This window comes from Bacillus sp. SD088 (assembly GCF_017355205.1).
GTDB lineage: Bacteria > Bacillota > Bacilli > Bacillales > Bacillaceae_C > Lederbergia.
Map to the genome: position 1 here is coordinate 91,404 of NZ_JADIJK010000008.1, position 20,861 is coordinate 112,264.

The window sequence follows — 20,861 nt, forward strand, 5'->3', positions numbered from 1 at the left end:
GAGGAGAGAGAACAATGCAAAGAAAAAGGAAATATTGGATCGCGATTATCTTATTATGTCTAACCATTGGTATGTTGGCAGGTTGTAATTCAAAAAAAGGAAATTCTAGCGGTAAGCCTGATGGAGATCAAGTAGAGTTACGAATGGTATGGTGGGGTTCTCAGGACCGACATGATCGCACGCTGAAAGTGATTGATCAGTACATGGAAGAAAATCCGCATGTAACGATTTCCCCTGAATTCACGGGTTGGGATGGTTATTGGGAAAAGATGGCTACCCAAGCAGCAGGAGGGAATTTACCGGATATTGTACAAATGGATTATAAATATTTATCAGAATATGTAGGAAAAGGATTGCTCGCAGATTTAAATCCTTTTGTAGAAAAGGGTGCACTTGATTTAAGTGATGTGGAAGATACCTATATTGATGGTGGAAAGCTTGATGATAAACTATATGCGGTCAATATCGGGGCCAATGTGCATGCCATTCTGCTGGATAAAGCAATGTTTGAAAAAGCTGATGTACCAGTATTAGAACCTGGTTATACATGGGAAGATTTAAAGGATGTGGCCCAACAATTATCAGATAACCTGGGAGAAGGTGTATATGGTGTTCAACCACATGCAGGAGTTATGGGATTCAAGCATTATTTGCGAGAACATGGGAAGTGGCTATATAACGATGAAGGAAACAGATTAGGTTATGAGGATGATCAATTACTCATTGACTTTCTACAAATAACCGTAGATATGTTGGATTCCGGAGCGGCTGCGCCACCCGATGTATTTAAAGCTGCTGGTGGCAACGTTGAACAATTACCGATCATTAATGAAAAAACAGCCATTGTGACGGATTTTCATAGTAATCAATTGATTGCCGTTGAAACGGCTGCGGGTAGACCACTAGATTTAATGCTTCAACCCATGCTAGAAGATGGAGAATTGGGTCATTACATCAAACCAGGCCAGTTCCTTTCTGTTTCGACACATTCCAAAGAACAGGAGGAGGCTGCAAAATTTATAAGCTACTTTACAAATAGTATTGAGGCCAATGACATATTAAATGCAGAACGTGGTGTTCCGATAGCAACAAAAGTTCGCGAACATTTAAAAGGAAATGCATCTGAAGCAGGGAAGAAGATGTTTGAGTATGTAGAACTAGCTGAGGAATACAGCCGTGAAATTGATCCACCAGACCCACGAGGCTCCACTGAAATCGAAACATTATTCGAGAATGAAGTAGCAGATCCAATTTATTATGGAGAAATGACACCTGAAAAAGCTGCAGAGAACTTTAGAAAGAAAGCGACAGATATACTAGCTAAAAATTAAGTAGAAAAGTAGTACAAGAGGTCTGGGTCGTAACTAAAATGTGTTATACGCCAAAATTGAACAATCGACTATCTCAACGAAGTATATTTCTGGAGCTGGTTATCTCCCCGTGGGTAGTTCGATTTTTCCTTCAGTGAAAACAATTTTTTCCCAGTCTCTTTACGATTATAAATAAATTGGAGGTAGAACAAGTGGCCGGAAAAATAGCCGAACAGGTAAGGAAGGCACATCTGCATCAATCAAATAAACCGCAAAACAGCATAAAAAATGATTTAATTGGTTTAGGCTTTATCGCCCCATGGTTAATAGGATTTTTAGGCTTTATTGTTGGACCTATGATTGCATCTTTTTACTTTTCCTTTACCAATTATGATCTATTGTCCGAGCCCTCTTGGGTTGGCTTTGATAATTATATTAAGATGTTTATAAATGATGACCGTTTTTGGAGAGCTGTTAAGATTACTTTTATTTTTGTATTCGTTAGTGTTCCACTAAAATTAGCATTTGCCCTTTTTGTTGCCATGTTATTTAATACAAATCGTCGTGGTGTAGGGTTATATCGTACTTTATATTATATTCCATCTATTTTAGGTGGAAGCGTAGCGATTGCGGTCGTATGGAAGCAACTTTTTGGTGGAGAGGGTGCAGTAAATGACATACTATCCATTTTTGGAGTTCCGTCCATTAGTTGGGTCACAAGCCCAAATTTTGCTCTCTCTACATTAATATTGTTAGTTGTTTGGCAATTCGGCTCGCCAATGCTCATTTTCTTAGCAGGTTTGAAGGCGATTCCTAATGAACTTTATGAAGCAGCTGCTGTGGATGGAGCCAATCCCGTTTTAAGATTTATGAAAATTACTCTTCCGATGCTATCACCTGTTATATTCTTCAACTTAGTTATGCAAACGATTCAAGGATTTATGGCTTTTACTCAAAGCTTTTTAATTACGGAAGGTGGACCAATGGATCGTACCTTATTCTATGCCGTGTATTTATATGAGAAAGCATTTGGGCATTTTGATATGGGATATGCTTCCGCATTAGCTTGGATTTTGCTGCTTATTTGTGCAATATTCACGGCTTTTATTTTCCGAACTGCGAAAAGTTGGGTTTATTATGAATCAGAAGGAGGGAGGTAAAGTTGAGGAGGAATAAAACATTCAAAACATGGATTTATCATGGAGGTATATTGCTTTTAGGCTTATTGATGATTTACCCAATATTATGGACGATCGCAAGCTCCTTGAAACCGGAAAGTGAAATCTTTCGAAATGCAGTCTCATTGATTCCTTCTGAATGGAAATGGGAGAATTATGTGACAGGTTGGAAAGGTTTTGGGAACTTAAGCTTTTCGACTTTTTTTCTTAATTCTACATTTGTTACAACGATGGTGGTTATCGGGACTTTATTTTCTTCAACTTTAGTTGCATTTGGTTTTGCTAGGCTTAAATTTCGTTTTCGTACACCTTTATTTGTATGTATGATTATAACGTTAATGTTGCCTTCACAAGTAACCTTAATTCCGCAATACATTTTATTTCATAATTTAGGGTGGGTGAATACGTATTTACCTTTAATAGTACCTGCCTTTATAGGAGGCACTCCTTTTTTTATCTTTCTAATGATCCAATTTATTAGGGGGATACCTAGAGAGTTAGATGAGGCAGCTTATATGGATGGCGCAACTACATTTGGCATCTTTTGGCGGGTGATTTTACCTTTAACTATCCCGGCTCTTGCCACTGTCGCAATCTTTTCTTTCTATTGGACATGGGATGATTTTATGACACCACTTGTTTATTTAAATGATACAAAATTATATACAGTTGCATTAGGTTTACAATTGTTTTCTGATCCTTCGTCTGTATCTGCATGGGGGCCCATGTTTGCGATGTCAGTAGCATCCATCGTTCCTCAGTTACTTATTTTCTTGTTTTTCCAAAAGTACCTGGTAGAAGGGATTACGGCTGGAGGAGTGAAGGGGTAAAAACAAATTTGTTTTCATTAGATACATTAATTAACGTGAAAAATTTATCCCGCCTTAGACAATAAGCCCCAATTGCAAGGTTTTAAGAAAAGACAAGTGAGGAACCGCCCTATTCTGGTTCTAAAGTTATTGATAATAAGTTTAGAAGAATAAACTTTTATTCGCTATATATTTAGAAGGCAAAATGTATTCTTGTTTTCAAGTATCCGCTTTCAAAAAAGTATGATAGAATGAAACAAGTAACTGTATATTGTAGAGATGGGGACCACCATCTAATAGTAGTAGTCGTAGGAGAAGTGCTTTAGCACTTCTCATTTTATATTCATCGATCAAAGTATTCTTTTTATAGGAGTTGAGACTATGAATCACCAAAAAAATTGGGCGGGAAATCTTATATATCAAGCAAAACATTGGCATGAGCCAAGTAGTGTAGAAGAAATTCAACAGATTGTCAAAGAAGCAACACATGTCCGGGTCGTAGGCTCGCGTCATTCTTTTAATAATATTGCGGATTCAGATAATACTATTCTCTCTTTAGGGAATCTAAATCGTGTACTAGACTTTGATAAAGAGAAGCAAACGGTCACGATCGAAGGTGGGATGAGGTATGGGGAGTTAAGTTCATATCTTGAGGAGCGTGGTTTTGCTTTACCTAATTTGGCTTCTTTACCGCATATTTCGGTTGCAGGCGCTTGTGCGACAGCGACCCACGGATCTGGTGATCAGAATCAGTGTTTGTCTAGTAGCGTAAGAGCGATGAAGGTTGTCACAGCCAATGGAGAGACCGTAGAGTTTTCTCAAGACAAGAACCGCGAAGAGTGGCAAGGGGCGGCCGTTCATTTGGGGGCATTAGGTGTCATTATTGAGTTGACATTAGCTGTGATCCCTAGTTATCAAGTGAGTCAATATGTGTATGAACATCTGCCATTTGCCCAATTGCCAGGACATTTAGATGAAATCTTCTCAAGTGCTTACAGTGTTAGTTTGTTTACGGATTGGAAACAGGATACGATTAACCAGGTGTGGCTGAAGCAATTATCAGCTGACAAATCATCCGTAAGGTCAGAGCTATATGGTGCATTACCAGCAAAAGCCAATGCTCACCCTATTCAAGGAATAGAGAGCATTAACTGTACAGAACAAATGGGAGTGGATGGCACTTGGTTTGATCGCTTGCCTCACTTTCGTCTTGATTTTATGCCAAGTAGTGGGAGTGAGTTGCAATCAGAGTATCTCATTCCACGACAATATGCCGTGGAGGCATTACAGGTTATTCGGGAGATGCGGGCCGAGATATCCCCTTTCCTTCATGTGAATGAAATTCGCAGTGTCGCGAAGGATGACTTTTGGTTAAGCCCAAGCTATCAACAAGATGTGATAGGGCTTCATTTTACTTGGAAAGATAATTGGAAAGCAGTTCAACAAGTTCTTCCGCAAATTGAAGCAGCCTTAGCGCCTTTTCAGGCCCGTCCGCATTGGGGAAAGGTATTTACGATGCCGAAAGAACAGGTACAATCCTTTTATAGGAAATTACCGGAATACAGGCAATTATTAGCTGAGTATGATTCGGTAGGGAAGTTTCGTAATCCATTTATAAACTATTATATTTTCTAGAGGGTAGGTGGCTGGCATATGCCAATAAGAGAAATTGTAGCGTTGAAATATAGTTTGATAATTTATAATAGAAATTAATCATTTTGAATAAAGTTCGATAATTTATAGACAAGTTAGATTAATTCATGAGCTTAGTTTGTGATAGTTCCTTTCAAACGTACAGTTTGTAGAATAATCCTCATATATTATCTAGTAAGGATCCCTATGTTAAACTGAGAGATTTTATGAATGTTTCCCTATTAAAGGGAGGGTCAAAGGGAGGGGAATAAATTAGAACTTTATGGAGAAAGATTACTGTTGTCAAAAGTATCAATGAATGACCTAGACTTTATTTGCAGGATAGAATGTGATAAAAGTTTATGGGAATTTGAGGAAATTGTACAGTCGAATGAAGATGTCGTACGAGAGGAATATATTGATAAAATTGAAAAGGGAGGAAAGGCAGGAAACTACGACTTTATAGTAAATTTGGCTAAGAACGGAAGGAAAATACCGATCGGCTTAGCACAAATATGGAGCTATAATGATTATAGAAAAAGTTGGGAAATTGGTTTTGCGATACTTCCTGAATATTGGGGAAGGGGCTATGGAGGTGAATCTGCTAAACTTTTATTGAAATATGCCTTTGAACGATTAAATGCACATAAAGTAGTTGGAATGTGTAATTCAAACAATAAATACTCCGCAGCTTTAATGGAACATATCGGTATGGTAAGAGAAGCTATTTTTAAGGAAGAACTTTTTTGGAAAAACAAGTGGACTGACCAATATTATTATTCTATTCTAGAGAAGGAGTTTTTTAGAGATACTTAATTCTATTACAGATTACGTTTGTTAAAGATTAGTAGTGGAAAACGATCAAACTTTTTTACAAAATTGTATAACTTTTGGACAAAGAGAAAACCTATTTTGATCAATCTCTTTATTTTGTAAAAAGTAAGTTTATGGGTTAGTTTTAATCAAACTTGTGCTAAAGCCAAAAGTCCTAACACACCCTTGCACTAGTAAAAAATACCTGATCTATGGTAATAAAACGTCCCAGAAATTACTTATGTTTCTGGGACGTTTTATTTTATTTTTTGCCATCAGGCCTAAATAAAAATTTCGCCTCTTGCTAGTGGGTGGCCAGCTTCTTGTCCAAATGTCAAAGATAGAAGGATATTGCAGGAAATCAAAATTTAGTGTCCCCTCCATATTTTTGGTAATTTGTATAGTACAGGAAGTGTGTTTTTCATTTTATCTTATATTGATATGAGTTCATTTAGTAAACTTTCAAACCAAATTTGGCCATTCACCAGACGCTCATCATCCACTAGAAACACTTGAATATTTGATGAAGAGCTCAATCTTAACCTCTGTTGGTAATACCTTGAAAGTTGTGCTTCAGTTTGATTATCATTTTTATAATGGAAAATAAATAATCGCTTATCTTCTATTTCGACTAGACTTCTAAACATTCCGTTGATATGACCATCATCTCCATTAAAACCATAGCCAATAACACAAACAGCATCTGAATTTACATAGTGGTCATAAAGATCAACATACTTCCTTGACATAGCAACAGATGTTAATGGTTTAACTCCGCTTTGAGTAAACATAAAAGGAACTAGGATTCTATCCTTTCTATCTTCCTCACTAGGTTCAGTAAGAATAGTGTTTTTATATGGATCATAATATTCATTGACGCTACCGTTTAAATGATATACCGGTACGTCATAATGAGCTGTTTCAGAAATGACTTGCTGAACAAAATTGTTATAATTTGTTGTGCCTATTGATTTTAATTCAAAGTGTTCTTTTAAAGTCAATAGATCGTGATAATAGCCTGGCCCATCGGAAATCTTTTCATCATCCACTGATAGATGGTTTGTTATGTATCTTTGGACGGTATGGAGAAATATCGAGATCCGGCTAAATTTTGCCCAATGTGCTTTAGGGTTATATAAATAGCGGAAATGACTATCAATGAGTGCTTGGTAATCCATCGCCTGACAATAAATTTCTTCCAAAATTGTACGTCCTAATTCCCTGAAAATTGTTAGACCTTCTGTATTTTCATCCAGTTTAATAGGAAATTCTTCAATGACAATTCCATACCAGTTTGTCCTACGCCTTGATAATTCATTGAAAATATACCTGATAAATCATCAAATACGCTTATTTCATCTGGCGCAGCTGTAAATAACTCTTCATTTAATTGGGAGACTAAGCTTTGTCCGATCGCTCCAACAAGCAGTTCAAGATAAGCTCTGACAATACGCTTAAGATAACGGTCAGTAGGGTGCTTCTCTAATAAGCGCAAGAAGGCTGAAAAATAATCGGATTCAAACAAAGGTACACGAGTTGCTAGCTTTTCATTTAATCGTATTGCTTGATTATAGCGCATATCCCCGATTTGCTCATCGGTTTCTAAAGCGAACTTTTTTCTCACAACATCTTCATTTACTTGCCATTTATTTAGTAAGTTTGAGACATTATTATCAAATTTATCAAGGTAGTCTAGGATATTACTTCTCCTGTTTTCCAAACTAGAAGCAATTAATCCTTCGAATTCACCCTTACCAAAAACATTTAGCCTTTTACCGGCATAATTATCGGGGAGCCATTTTGAATAGGGGCATTCTTTCCGAGCTGCTTGGACTGCACTTACAGTCTTTATTGAAATAGCAGTGGGTGTATTCGGCACTCAGAAAATATCGTTTATGGCAGTATGTTTTTTATATTTAGCCTCTTTTCTATTCATAAAATATCCTGCCACTTTTGTTTGCTAAATATAGAATGTCACCGAAAACATCCATGTTTCTGTGACATTCTCAATTCAATCATCATCAGGTCGAAATATCAAAAATTACACTTTTTGCTTTGTGGATGGCTGGATTGTCGTCCAAATGTCCAAACTAGTTTCATGTATCTCTTCCACTAGATTTGCCAGGGGGTATGCTACGGCTATATTTAAGATGGGATGTTGCCCGCCAACCTTTTAATGCTATTTTCTTCCTAATAATAATCGCAAACGCCTCATAATAATCCTCATACTGCGTGTACAAGATTTGAACGCGTAAGTCCTTATATGTCATTGAAGTCTATATAACATTTTTATTAAATACTAAATAGCGTAGATGCGGAATAAAATCCACTGGTTAATTACGATATTGTTTACGATATATTTTTGGGGTTACTCCGGTGATCTTTTTAAATTGCTTACTGAAATAAGCAGGATCATTAAAGCCAACTTCATAAGCAATCTCTTGAATAGGTGAACTAGTGCTTTTTAACAATGATTTTGCTTCTTCCATCCGCAAATGTGTGTGAAGTTGGGAAGGCGTTATAGAATATGCATCTTTAATCAATTCAATAATGTATGCTTTATGATAAGAAAACTCCTGTGATAACTCTGTAAGCGAAAATGGTTGCTTGGTATGAGCAGCGATATATACATAAATTTGTGATGCTAAATTTTTTTTGGTGTATTGATAATTTTTATGCTGCAAAGTAGATAGGATGTTCAAAAAAAGCTGCTGAGCTTCTAATTCATCAATATTAGCAGGGAAAAATTGCTTTTTCCGGAATTTGTGATTAATTTCTACTTCGACCAAGCTATCCATAATTTGTAACAATTGATCTAAGGACTTTTCATCTAAGTGACCATATTTGCTTAAGTAAATGGAGAAGTTATCTTTTTTATACCATTTTTTTTGGCTCATCATTTTTCTTTGTTGTAACTTTGTGGTACTTTCATACTGAAATTTGCCCATGGTTGAGAAATGTAGCCAGTTAAAATGTGTCTCTTCCATGCAAGGACGATAGCCTTTGTGTAATTTACCTGATGAAAGTATGAGATAGTCACCTCTCTTTAAAGTATATTGATATCCATCCTCTTCTATAAAAAGTGTTCCTTGTTTCATAACAATTAGATCAAAGATTTCGTTCAACACACGTCTTTCATGAATATCTCCTGAACGAAAAATTGAGATTCCTGAAGCTACTAAATGTGGTAAGGGTGGAGAAATTAACTTAATATACATGAAATATAACCTTCCTAATATTGTTATGGTATTGTTCATCGAAAAGCGTTTACATATCAACATTATTAGAAGAAACAATTAAAAATAAATTGATATATCTTAATAAAATACAAGAATAGATATGAATATAATACAATTTTATCATAATATAGATCCTGTTTGTTATATTAATGTATGCGCTACAATCAAATCATAACCTAAATATGAGAGGGTGAGCGTATATGAGAAAGATCTTAAGTAATTATCGTTTTTCAATCATATTATTACTTGGGGTAGTTTTAGGAGCCATAGCGGGTTTTGCAATGGGACCAAAAGCGGAAAGTTTAAGACCAATTGCTGATGTATTTTTAAATTTGGTATTTTGTTTAATAGTACCCATTGTTTTCGTTTCAATTGCTAGTTCTATCGCTAATATGGAAAATGTGGGGAAATTAAGAAAAATACTCTTGATATTTTTAGTGGTGGTGATCGCCTCTGGAGTTATCACTTCAATATTAGCCTTAGCTACAACGTCGATTTTTTCACCTACTAACGGAGAAACTATAACCATCGGGAATAACAATGAAGAGATCGAGTCAAGTTTAAATATTGTAAATATGTTAACAGTTTCTGATTTCTCTATGCTTTTATCCAAAGATAATATGTTACCCCTAATTATCTTCTCTATCATGTTTGGAATAGGAGTGAGCCTTTTAGGTAATAAAGCCACTCAGGTAAAAGTACTTCTTAATAATGTTACAGAGGTTCTTATGAAAATGGTAGAGATGGTTATGAAATTAGCGCCGCTCGGAATTGCTTGTTATTTCGCTTCTATGATTGGTCAAATGGGTGGTCAGGTTGTTTCTTCAATCGCAAGAATTTCATTGATTTATGTAGTGTTTTGTATTCTATTTTTCGTATTGACTTCCACTTTGTATACTTATTGGGGTGGTGGATTTGAAGGTGTAAAAGCTTATTGGCGCAACATAACACTCCCAATGACTACAGCAATGGGAACTTGTAGTTCTACAGCATGTATCCCTGTTAATCTATTAGCTAGCGAAAAAATGGGAATACCGAAATATATATGTGATATCGTTATACCTTTAGGAGGAAATACTCATAAAAATGGCGTGGTTAGCGTACAAATCATGAAAATCGCATTCTTATTTGCTGTTTTTGAACGCTCATTTGGTATGAAAGAAATGCTTGTTGCAATCTTTGTGGCCGTGATTAGCGGAATTATCGTTGGAACGATCCCTAGTGGTGGCTTTATTGGGGAAATGTTTATTTGTACAGCCTTGGGCTTTCCTACTGAAGCCATACCCATCATAGTGATCATGGGAACATTAACTGATCCGTTCTGTACAATGGTTAACGTTACTTCTGATCCAGCAATATCTATGGTGATTACCCGTTTGGTAGAAGGTAAGAATTGGTTAAAGGAAAAACTAGCGAAAAAAGTTACATTAACTAATCCTGGAGAGGAGCAAATACCATATGAATATTAACACGAATACCAAACTAAAAGATGAAGCAATTGCCAAACAAGATGTTGCTGATATTTATTTGGGAAACTTGGGTACGGTTGATACAGATTTACAATTGCCAAAGGTCGGAAAACGTGAAAGTCGCTTTAATTGGAAATCCTCAGAAATTCTTTTTATTAATCATAAAGGGGAAGTCACGCGTCCTACTTATGGTGTAGGTAATCGGGAAGTAACATTAACAGTAACAGCAGAGTACGGAGAGGTGATCATCTATCGTGATTTTGTAGCAACAGTTTTAGAGGAAGTCCCTCAAAACACTATTGTTGAGATATATGACCTAGAACTAACTAAAAAAGAAGCTATGAATCATCTTCCTAGTGTATGTGTAGTTACACTTGATGACCAATCATATTCTACTGCCGAGGTGACATGGCTTGAGAACCTTGTGGCAGATAGAGAGACCCAAGTTATTTTTGGCCAAGTAGCCGGTTCCAAACAATTGGTAAAATTAACAATTAAACCGGATATGCCAATAAAGAGTGAGACACCAGAAAAGCTCGTTACAAAACCTGTAAATTTACTAGGGGATTCTATTTACAGGAATTCTGCCGAAAGAATGCTAGAGCATCTGAGAAAAGTTTGCGTAGATCAATTACTTTATAGTTTTCGTGAGGCAGCGGGACTTTCGACAGAAAATGCTGAGCCTATGACAGGCTGGGATTCACCTGAAGGTAATTTACGTGGACATACAACAGGCCATTACCTTTCCGCATTGTCTTTGGCCTTCTATGGAACTTCGGATTTATTTTTTCAAAAAAAAGTGGATTATTTGGTATCTGAATTGGCAAAATGTCAAAAAGCAATGGAAAAGCAAGGGATGCATTCAGGGTATTTAGGTGCTTATGATGAAGAACAGTTTGATCTATTAGAGCGTTATACTACTTATCCAACCATTTGGGCCCCTTATTATACATTAGATAAGATTTTAACAGGATTATTGGATAGTTACGAGTTTGCAAGGAATCAGCAAGGGCTGTCGGTAGCAATGAATATAGGAAACTGGGTCTATAAACGTTTGCACGCTCTTAGTCGCCAACAACTCAATAAAATGTGGTCAATCTACATTGCAGGTGAATTTGGTGGAATGATCTCTGCGATGATGCGGTTATATCGTTTCACTAAAGAAGAACAGTATTTGGCTACGGCTTTTCTATTTGAAAATGATAAACTATTTATCCCAATGGCAGCCGATATGGATACACTTAACGGCGTTCATGCGAATCAGCATATACCGCAAATTATAGGAGCGTTAGATATTTATGAAGAAACCGGAGAGGAAAAATATTTAGCGATTGCAGAGAACTTTTGGCAAATGGTCGTCCATCAACATGCATACTCCATTGGCGGTGTAGGTGAAACTGAAATGTTTAAGCAAGCTAATCACATAGCAAAGTATTTAACTACAAAAAACGCTGAAAGTTGTGCTAGTTACAATATGTTAAAATTGACAAAGAAGCTATTTGACTTAAACCAAAAAGCTTATTATTTTGACTATTACGAGAATACTTTGCACAACCATTTATTAGCAGCTGCGAGTCACTCCTGCGATGGTGGGACGACTTATTTTATGCCGCTTTCTCCTGGAGGTAAGAAAAAATTCGATACCAAAGAAAATACTTGCTGTCATGGTACAGGATTAGAGACTATGCTTCGGTTTCAAAAAGACATATATGCCTTTAAGGATACAACTGTTTATATAAATCTTTTCTATCCGAGTCAGGTTCATTGGCAGGAAAAAAATGTGATACTCAAACAAAAATTGCATGATGATTGTCTTTCATTGCAAATTTATGGTAGTGAAACTTTTACTTTAATGATTCGTGTTCCTACCTGGGCCAACATTCAAAAGGTTATGATAGATGGTAATCTGATTTCTTATCAAATCAACGATGGTTTTATCCAGTTAGAAAAAAACTGGCAAGATAGTCAAATTAGTATTTTTCTTACACCTATTACTAGAATTCATCGAACCAACGATAACAAAAATATTTTTTCAATTACTTACGGTCAAGATCTACTAGTATATTGTTGTGAAGAAGTTGATTTTCAACTTGTCACTTCAGAAGAAATATCTCAAAAGATTCAAGTTATTAATAACAGATATTTTTTAGGTAATAGAGAATTGCGCCCATTGAATCAAATCAACGATGAACATTATCATGCCTATTTCATGGAAGTATAGAAACTAGGGGAACGTAAGCGTGTACAGGCTCCTTGAATTGGGGAACTACTGAAAAGATATTCAAAATAAGACAAACGCTGTAATTTGCTTAATTTGCTTAATTTGAGCAAACCTACAGCGTTTTTTTTCAGGACATATATGTTTATAGTTTACTTATGTGCCGACCGCTGTTCCCTAAATCATCCATTAATAACACATTAGGATGGATGCAAAGTGCAAGCGCCTAGTTTATGGGGGAACGGCAAAAAAGTGAGAATGAGTGTCGCCCTATCCCGTATTCTTTGAGCTTCTGTTTTACCAATTGTCGGAAATAACGCTACGTGTGAAATCTACGGTTGTTTTAAAATCCTCTTCGTACTTAATGCGTAAGCCCGAACTATTAAAATAGGCGTACCTTTTCGGTATGATGACGAATAACCGTCTACCTATTGATTTTTCATCGAATAGACGGCTATAAACAGGGACTTAGGACAATAATGAAGACAAATGGACTTTGTTATATTAAGAAATATGAGCATATAAATGTTTAAAACGAATCTTGGAAGAAGCTTTGGTCAGTTTTATATCAGGAGAATATATCAAGGAAATTACTTCTCAAACTTGTTAGAACATAATCAACAATTTTTGCCGGTGAATCCATATTCGGAAAAATAATGTAGGCTACAGCTAGAGACCAACCTGTTAGTGTTAAGGATGAAAACACTAATTTCTCTTTAATTTCCGTTGACTGTATTTTGGGCCATTGATAAATGAACATCAACACTACGACCGCCGTTACGCAGAAAATATAGACCCCTTTCATGTTGTTCACCTCTTTTTACCAAGGTACATTTCCTTGCCCTGTTCTAAGAATTTTTGCCTCAATATCAAAAGTTACTTCTACAGAAGGAAACCTTTCCTCCCAATCCTTTTTTATATCCTTCCATTTTTCAGGGTGCTTCCGTCGGAATTCTTCAGCAAATTCGATAATGTCTGCTTTCATCTCTTTCTGCACTATTTCTAGAGTATCTGTTAGACGTGTTTCAATCTTTTTCGCTAACTCCTTTTCCAGTACTCTTTGTTTTTCGATTTCATTTAAATCCCAATTCGTTTTATTCTGTATCACATCATCCATCGTTTCAATTTGAATGGTCATTTTCAATTCATTGCCGTCTATCTCAGGTATCAACTTTGTTGTTCCCTTAATTAAATTCATAGAAATAAGACCGTCTGCATCTTCAGGTTGTACCGTGACAGTAGACTCTGTTATCTCATTTCTAAACCAGAGCACTCCTCTAGTTAACCGATCATCAATTGAACCGACCATTTTACCTTTTTTTAAGATAGCTGATTGATTCATATACGCAGTCGTTTCTAAGGGCTGTTCCCCCTCTTCAGGCGGTAATTTATCAACCATAGGAAGAATGACAGCGTCCGATTCTCCCTTCAACATTTCCATTAAATCAAATAATGTTACCTTCATTAACACTTCTGATTTAGCTAATTCTATTAGTACCTCAGAAGAACTTCTTTCTAATGGCGGAAGCAAAGCCATAATATCTTTCGCGCTCCCCTCGCTAATAAATACGTAACTTCTCAAGCGCGGCTCAGGATGACGGATAAAAAAATCTAATTCTTCACGAATTCCTGTCTCGGCTAAAGCTTTATTAATCACAATCGCTTTCGTATGGCTCCATAGAATTTCCCTTGGAAGTTGTGTATCAAGATCCTCAATGGCTTTTGGTATCGATATGCCTTTCCCTGTTTGATGAATCATTTTATTGCCCCCTGCCTGGTTACTCTCTCCACCCATTCCTTCGCCTCTATCATTGTTTGGAGAATGTATCTCAACTGTTACTTCTATTTCTCCATCTTCCGTTTGATCCAATCCCACTCCAGTTACAACCCAAAGATCATTGGTCTCCCTCCTATCCCAACAACCCGTGAGCAAAAATAAGGAGATACCGATAAGCCATATTATTTTCAACCGCTTCACTTTTTCTCCCTGCCTTTCTGCTTAAAAATCTTCATTTTACGTATGTAGGCTATCAAAAGCAGGAACATGGGGAGGATCAGTCCATACACCAAAGTATCTGTTAACCCATGGGAAACCTCATGAAAATGTTCGGATGCCTCTGCGGAATTAAGAAACGCCTGCATCGCAAACACCCCAAACAGAAAACCGGTCGGCAGGACAAGAGAGCGGTAGTTGGATAGGTTAAACCACTGAGCTGTACCCAGCACTAAAGCATAGTAAAAAACACAAATTTTGATAAATGTCCCTGCAATCCAAATCGCCATAACAATTGCTTCGAGATGAGACAAAAATTCGGCTATGCTAATATATCTCGTCGCGCTCATGAGTGGGGCAGTAAAATTTCCCGTTAAACGCCCAAAGACCAAAATAACGGTGATATTAGTAAGCACTAATGTTATCGTAACAACTAATACCGAAATGCCTCCCCATTTCATTCCTTTTTCCCGATTTGTTAAATATGGAAGAAAAAAATAGATAATTCCAAATTGAGCAAACCATGTGTATAAAGCCAATGAACCTTTAACAGAAGGCATTATGCCATTCTCCATCACTGGTAGCATTCGCTTTATCTCTATATCTGGAAGGAGTAATACGACGATGACTAAAAAAAGCAAGAGAAAAACTGGAAAAACTATTTCAGACAGTCTTCCTATAACCTCAATTCCTCCGTGTACAGCAAACGCACACAACAGAATCATCATACCTACTATCACATACTTTGGAGTATGGGGGAGAAATTCACTAGCCACAAATTCTCCATATTGCCAAACCATCACACTGATAGAAGTATACAGAAACAGCAATAAGATCAATCCAAGTACCTTACCAAAAAAGGCACCAAGAATATGTTGGCTGTATTGCATAATCGTATTGTCTGGATAAAGCTTGTGCAATTTATATGCAATATATACACTTAGCAAGCCTAAAGGAAAAGCCCATAAAGGAGAGATCCAAATATCCTGCTGGGCAGCATCAAAGACTGTTTTGGGAATAAAAAGAATCCCTGTCGCTATAATAGCGTGATACATCATAACGCTCATCTGTAAAGCTGATATTTTTCCTTTCTCCATCTTTTATTTCACCACCTCTATGTCACTCTTCCTCATTTTTATTAGGGAAAGGCTTTTGGTTAGAAGATTGACGATATTTATTATATTCTCCCGTTAAATGGGGGCGCGTATTTAATTTCCATAAAGGAGCCCGTATTAAAGTATCTTTCAGATCTCTTCTTTTCAATGGAGCCATTGGAGAGAGATAAGGCACACCAAAAGAACGTAACGTACTCAGATGTATTATAATAGCCAAAAGTCCCATCATGATGCCTAGCAGCCCGAACGTTCCCGCCAGTAACATAATTGGAAAACGTAATAATCTGAAAGGAATAGCAATATTGTAACGTGGAATTGTAAAGGAAGCGATACCAGTAAGGGCAACAACCATGACCATGGGATCTGAGACTAAACCAGCAGCTACCGCTGCTTGGCCAATAACCAATGCTCCTACAATACTAACGGCAGCACCTACTTGTTTAGGAAGTCTAAGTCCTGCTTCCCGCAACCCTTCAAATGTAATTTCCATAAGCAAAGCTTCCACCAGCGCAGGAAATGGAATTGCCTCGCGTGAATCGACCATGGTAAGCAATAATGTAGTCGGTACCATCTCTTGGTGATAGGTAATCACAGCAACATACAAAGATGGTAACAGGAGAGAAATAAATAAAAATAAAAAACGTAACCAGCGGGTTGCCGTAGATATTATGAAATGATGATAATAATCTTCTCCAGATTGAAATAAGGAATAGAATGTGGTTGGAGCAATCAAAACAAAGGGTGTACCATCAACAACAATGACCACACGTCCTTCAAGCAAATTAGAAACTGCTGTATCAGGTCGCTCTGTAACAAGCACTTGTGGAAACGGAGAGTAAGAATTGTCTTGGATTAATTCTTCTATGTATCCCGATTCTAAAATTCCATCAATGTCAATTCGTTTAATACGCTGAGTGATTTCTTCAATCAGCGTTTCATCTGATAAATCTTGGATATAAGTTATCATAATTGTGGTTTGTGTGTACCTACCCACTTTTAATGATTTCATTTTTAGTTGAGGACTTTTAATCTTTCTTCGCAGCAAAGAAGTATTTACCTCTACACTCTCCGTAAATCCTTCACGAGGCCCTCTAACCACCACCTCACCAGACGGTTCTTCAATGGCACGCTTCTCCCATTTAGCCAATCCCAGTGCATATCCTTGTTGGTCACCATCTAGTAATAAAATAGGATTACCAACGGATAATTGTTCAACACAGGTGTCAAAGGATTCAATCTTTTTTATCTCGGCAACAGACAGTCTGTGTTCAATCAATAATCTGGGATTTATAGATTTCTGATCGGTTTGTTGCATAAGCGGTGTTAATACATTACTGTCTATTTCTTCAATATTTGACATACCTTTTATGTAAACTAATTGAGCCTTTATATGATCAGCAATTACAAATGAACGGAAAACAACATCTGAGCAATCTTTATAAAGAAAATTTAGTACTTCTGCATTTTTCTCCAAATTAGAATAAAGAGGTTTTAAAACCTCTTTATCAATCTGCCGTTCTTTATTTCGTTTATTAAATTTTTTTCGATTAAACATAAGAATCCCACCTTCTTATGGTTTAAACATGTGACATCTTCTCGGTAGTATCTCACTCAATTTTAAAATTTATTCCATGATTCTCACATACAATATAGCTTTAAAAAAATAACAAGTACTTGTTTAACTCAATTCAATTGTCTATTTTAGACATCAAATCTTCTTTATTTCTATTTGTTTACGGTGATATTATCAAATTGTGATCTGCACTGGACCATTTATTGGGAGACAAATTGAATCTGCACTCCATGATGCTGAGTCAGGATCTTATTGAGGCCTATACAGCAATGGGCGGTAAAAGGGATCAATCATTTGGCATGTATTGTTATAGAGAAGAAGACTTCCGATTATACTTGGTTTAGCAAATGCAATATTCAGTTTGAGTGGGGTAACAGCTACATCAATATATTGAAGAAAAATCCCCATATATTAACATAGATGTATATGATGCAGGGACCGATTATCCAGAGACTCTTGAAGATTTAATTGCTAAAGGAAAGGTTCCAGATATTGTGACGATGGGGCGATTAGTCATACAGGTCATTTGGCAAGATATGAATTGGAGTATGATATGAGTGAATTAATTGAAGAAGCAGGTTTTGATTTAGAGCACTTTAAATCTTCATTTATTGAATTTGCGCGGAACAAACCTTAGAGCAAGAAGGTGGGCTCGTCGTTATTCCCATGACACTCCAACTTATTCCTTTCATTATGATAAAGACGCATTTGATATACTTGGCTATGACTATCTTACAGACGGAATGACATGGCAAGAAGTAACAGAACTTGCTAAAGATCTAACTTAAGAAAGGGATGGGATTCAGTATCATCGCTTAGTCCGAGATACGACTTATGATGTTTATGCACAATTTAGCTAGAATTCCATCGATTCCGAAACCAACGAAGTGTTGATTATCCAATCAGAGGCTTATAAAAGATACTTAGGCCTGGCCAAAATGCCGAAGTATGATGATGGGGTGATTCCAATGGCTGGTATTAATTATGTGAATTCAGTTAAGGATTTAAATGCGTATTTACAAATTCTTCAAGAAGAGGACGAAGAGAACGTTTGTACTCAAATGGAAGAGGAGTAGGTCAAATAATAAGTTTAGAAGAATAAACTTTTATTCGCTATATATTTAGAAGGCAAAATGTATTCTTGTTTTCAAGTATCCGCTTTCAAAAAAGTATGATAGAATGAAACAAGTAACTGTATATTGTAGAGATGGGGACCACCATCTAATAGTAGTAGTCGTAGGAGAAGTGCTTTAGCACTTCTCATTTTATATTCATCGATCAAAGTATTCTTTTTATAGGAGTTGAGACTATGAATCACCAAAAAAATTGGGCGGGAAATCTCATCTATCAAGCAAAGCATTGGCATGAGCCAAGTAGTGTAGAAGAAATTCAACAGATTGTCAAAGAAGCAACACATGTCCGGGTCGTAGGCTCGCGTCATTCTTTTAATAATATTGCGGATTCAGATGATACTATTCTCTCTTTAGGGAATCTAAATCGTGTACTAGACTTTGATAAAGAGAAGCAAACGGTCACGATCGAAGGTGGGATGAGGTATGGGGAGTTAAGTTCATATCTTGAGGAGCGTGGTTTTGCTTTACCTAATTTGGCTTCTTTACCGCATATTTCGGTTGCAGGCGCTTGTGCGACAGCGACCCACGGATCTGGTGATCAGAATCAGTGTTTGTCTAGTAGCGTAAGAGCGATGAAGGTTGTCACAGCCAATGGAGAGACCGTAGAGTTTTCTCAAGACAAGAACCGCGAAGAGTGGCAAGGGGCGGCCGTTCATTTGGGGGCATTAGGTGTCATTATTGAGTTGACATTAGCTGTGATCCCTAGTTATCAAGTGAGTCAATATGTGTATGAACATCTGCCATTTGCCCAATTGCCAGGACATTTAGATGAAATCTTCTCAAGTGCTTACAGTGTTAGTTTGTTTACGGATTGGAAACAGGATACCATTAACCAGGTGTGGCTGAAGCAATTATCAGCTGACAAATCATCCGTAAGGTCAGAGCTATATGGTGCATTACCAGCAAAAGCCAATGCTCACCCTATTCAAGGAATAGAGAGCATTAACTGTACAGAACAAATGGGAGTGGATGGCACTTGGTTTGATCGCTTGCCTCACTTTCGTCTTGATTTTATGCCAAGCAGCGGAAGCGAGTTGCAATCGGAGTATCTGATTCCTCGGGAATATGCTATGGAGTCATTGCAGGTCATTGGGGAGATGCGTGCAAAGATATCCCCTTTACTATGCCACTGAAGAAAAGGGGGGATGGTAAAAAAATGGTAAAATCCCCATATCCTCTTGCACGAGTAGAAAAACAAAGAATACCTATTCAATGGTTTGGAAAACCCTGAATGAAACGTCACAGAAATCACTTAAACTTTTGTGACGTTCCCATTTCAATTTTTGTCATCAGGCCGAAACATCAAAAATTTCACCTTTTGCTTAGTGGATGGCCGGATGACGTCCAAATATCTACTCCATGTTGCTCTAATTCTTCAATCAGGTTTGGCAAGGTTTAAGATTAGATATTGGTCACAGCTGTCAATGCTCTCTGCTTCCTTATAATAAAACTAGCAAATGCCTCAAGGTAGTTTTTCATACTCCGCGTACAAAATTTGAATGCTCCATCCCCTGTGTCTTGCCAACAGGACAATGGAGCGCAACAGTTTATTACTAAATGATTGGGCGGTGAGTCATTTATGTTAAGAAGGGTAGACAAAAAAGGATGGAATAAAACATGTATAAAGTATTAATTGTTGATGATGAAAAAAATATTAGAGAGCGCCTAACTCAATTCTTTCCATGGCGTGATATTGGTTTTGAAGTGATCGGTTCAGCTGAAAATGGAATGGAAGCAATTGACATTGTGAGACGTCATCGTCCTCATGCAGTTCTAACAGATGTGTTGATGCCTAATATGACAGGAATAGAATTGGCTAGGGAAATAAAGGACTTCTCTCCAAGCACAAAGGTAATTATCCTAAGTGCTTATGACGACTTTGCGTATGCTCAAGCAGCTATTCAATACGGTGTAAAAGGCTACCTATTAAAACCTGTCAGTAAAACCGAATTCTTAGATGTATTTCATAAACTCAAGAACGAACTCATTCAAGAAGAAGGGAACCGTGAATTCACTGAAAATAAAGTTGATTTGTCAGTTTCTCAAGAGACCCACTATGTTGTAAGCGCAAAAGAGTACGTAAAAGATCATTATCAAGAAAAAGTTACATTGTTAGAAATATCGCAAATACTTTTTCTTCATCCTGCTTATTTTAGTGCTATTTTTAAAGAGGAAACGGGACAAAATTTTGTGGATTATGTCAATAATGTGCGAGTAGAAAAGGCTACAGAATTGTTGCGACAAGGTGATTACAGAATGAAAGATATCAGTCACTTAGTTGGTTTTCAAAGCGAGTCCTATTTTAATAGAGTATTTAAAAAGATTAAGAACGTATCTCCTTTACAATATAAAAAGCAATTTTTGCGGTCATAAGTACAG

17 protein-coding genes are annotated in these 20,861 nt (G+C 36.9%); 10 read left to right on the plus strand and 7 right to left on the minus strand.

Annotation, left to right across the window (positions count from 1 at the left end; genetic code table 11):
* The first annotated feature begins 14 nt into the window (after positions 1 to 14).
* The 5 genes from IPU53_RS09185 (at position 15) to IPU53_RS09205 (ending at position 5,745) form a co-directional block, all read left to right on the plus strand.
* Entirely contained in the window at positions 15 to 1,331 is a 1,317-nt protein-coding gene (locus IPU53_RS09185; RefSeq protein WP_207450045.1) for an ABC transporter substrate-binding protein, read from the plus strand.
* 230 nt (positions 1,332 to 1,561) lie between these two features.
* Positions 1,562 to 2,470 (plus strand): carbohydrate ABC transporter permease, encoded by a 909-nt coding sequence (locus IPU53_RS09190; protein ID WP_207450176.1) that lies wholly within the window; start codon positions 1,562 to 1,564, stop codon positions 2,468 to 2,470.
* 68 nt (positions 2,471 to 2,538) lie between these two features.
* The gene (locus IPU53_RS09195; RefSeq protein WP_396019935.1) at positions 2,539 to 3,318 is read left to right on the plus strand and encodes a carbohydrate ABC transporter permease; all 780 of its coding nucleotides are present in this window, start codon (positions 2,539 to 2,541) and stop codon (positions 3,316 to 3,318) included.
* A 360-nt stretch (positions 3,319 to 3,678) separates the two neighbouring features.
* Entirely contained in the window at positions 3,679 to 4,932 is a 1,254-nt protein-coding gene (locus IPU53_RS09200; RefSeq protein WP_207450049.1) for an FAD-binding protein, read from the plus strand.
* A 297-nt stretch (positions 4,933 to 5,229) separates the two neighbouring features.
* A complete protein-coding gene (locus IPU53_RS09205) occupies positions 5,230 to 5,745 on the plus strand; it encodes a GNAT family N-acetyltransferase (protein ID WP_242698180.1) in 516 nt (171 codons plus the stop codon).
* A gap of 428 nt (positions 5,746 to 6,173) precedes the next feature.
* On the opposite strand, the gene IPU53_RS24930 is transcribed toward IPU53_RS09205, so the two are convergent.
* The 3 genes from IPU53_RS24930 to IPU53_RS09215 form a co-directional block, all read right to left on the minus strand.
* Positions 6,174 to 6,944 (minus strand): SIR2 family protein, encoded by a 771-nt coding sequence (locus IPU53_RS24930; RefSeq protein ID WP_242698181.1) that lies wholly within the window; start codon positions 6,942 to 6,944, stop codon positions 6,174 to 6,176.
* Positions 6,945 to 6,973: 29 nt separating this feature from the next.
* Positions 6,974 to 7,621, minus strand: coding sequence for a hypothetical protein (locus IPU53_RS24935; RefSeq protein WP_242698182.1), 648 nt, complete (start codon positions 7,619 to 7,621; stop codon positions 6,974 to 6,976).
* Positions 7,622 to 8,075: 454 nt separating this feature from the next.
* Complete coding sequence (locus IPU53_RS09215; protein ID WP_207450051.1) at positions 8,076 to 8,960, minus strand: helix-turn-helix domain-containing protein; 885 nt, start codon at positions 8,958 to 8,960, stop codon at positions 8,076 to 8,078.
* 221 nt (positions 8,961 to 9,181) lie between these two features.
* Here IPU53_RS09215 and IPU53_RS09220 point away from each other — a divergent pair, with 221 nt between their 5' ends.
* Positions 9,182 to 10,450, plus strand: coding sequence for a dicarboxylate/amino acid:cation symporter (locus IPU53_RS09220; protein ID WP_207450053.1), 1,269 nt, complete (start codon positions 9,182 to 9,184; stop codon positions 10,448 to 10,450).
* Complete coding sequence (locus IPU53_RS09225; protein ID WP_207450055.1) at positions 10,440 to 12,671, plus strand: beta-L-arabinofuranosidase domain-containing protein; 2,232 nt, start codon at positions 10,440 to 10,442, stop codon at positions 12,669 to 12,671. Before IPU53_RS09220 ends, IPU53_RS09225 begins: the two co-directional genes overlap by 11 nt.
* A 565-nt stretch (positions 12,672 to 13,236) precedes the next feature.
* Here the strand turns inward: IPU53_RS09225 and IPU53_RS09230 are convergent.
* The 4 genes from IPU53_RS09230 to IPU53_RS09245 are packed head-to-tail and all read right to left on the minus strand — an operon-like array spanning position 13,237 to position 17,331.
* Positions 13,237 to 13,473: a hypothetical protein gene (locus IPU53_RS09230; protein WP_207450057.1), complete on the minus strand. Its 237-nt coding sequence runs from the start codon at positions 13,471 to 13,473 to the stop codon at positions 13,237 to 13,239.
* 15 nt (positions 13,474 to 13,488) lie between these two features.
* Positions 13,489 to 14,637: a Ger(x)C family spore germination protein gene (locus IPU53_RS09235; protein ID WP_207450059.1), complete on the minus strand. Its 1,149-nt coding sequence runs from the start codon at positions 14,635 to 14,637 to the stop codon at positions 13,489 to 13,491.
* A 5-nt stretch (positions 14,638 to 14,642) separates the two neighbouring features.
* Positions 14,643 to 15,758, minus strand: a complete 1,116-nt coding sequence (locus tag IPU53_RS09240) for a GerAB/ArcD/ProY family transporter (RefSeq protein WP_207450061.1) — start codon at positions 15,756 to 15,758, stop codon at positions 14,643 to 14,645.
* Between the two features lie 22 nt (positions 15,759 to 15,780).
* Positions 15,781 to 17,331, minus strand: coding sequence for a spore germination protein (locus IPU53_RS09245; RefSeq protein WP_207450063.1), 1,551 nt, complete (start codon positions 17,329 to 17,331; stop codon positions 15,781 to 15,783).
* 956 nt (positions 17,332 to 18,287) lie between these two features.
* On the opposite strand from IPU53_RS09245, the gene IPU53_RS09250 reads away from it, so the two are divergent.
* The 3 genes from IPU53_RS09250 to IPU53_RS09260 all read left to right on the plus strand — a co-directional run bounded on the left by IPU53_RS09250 (position 18,288) and on the right by IPU53_RS09260 (position 20,855).
* The gene (locus tag IPU53_RS09250; protein WP_207450065.1) at positions 18,288 to 18,425 is read left to right on the plus strand and encodes a hypothetical protein; all 138 of its coding nucleotides are present in this window, start codon (positions 18,288 to 18,290) and stop codon (positions 18,423 to 18,425) included.
* Between the two features lie 233 nt (positions 18,426 to 18,658).
* Positions 18,659 to 19,615, plus strand: coding sequence for an FAD-binding protein (locus IPU53_RS09255; protein WP_207450067.1), 957 nt, complete (start codon positions 18,659 to 18,661; stop codon positions 19,613 to 19,615).
* 484 nt (positions 19,616 to 20,099) lie between these two features.
* Entirely contained in the window at positions 20,100 to 20,855 is a 756-nt protein-coding gene (locus IPU53_RS09260; protein ID WP_207450069.1) for a response regulator transcription factor, read from the plus strand.
* Positions 20,856 to 20,861 lie beyond the last annotated feature (6 nt).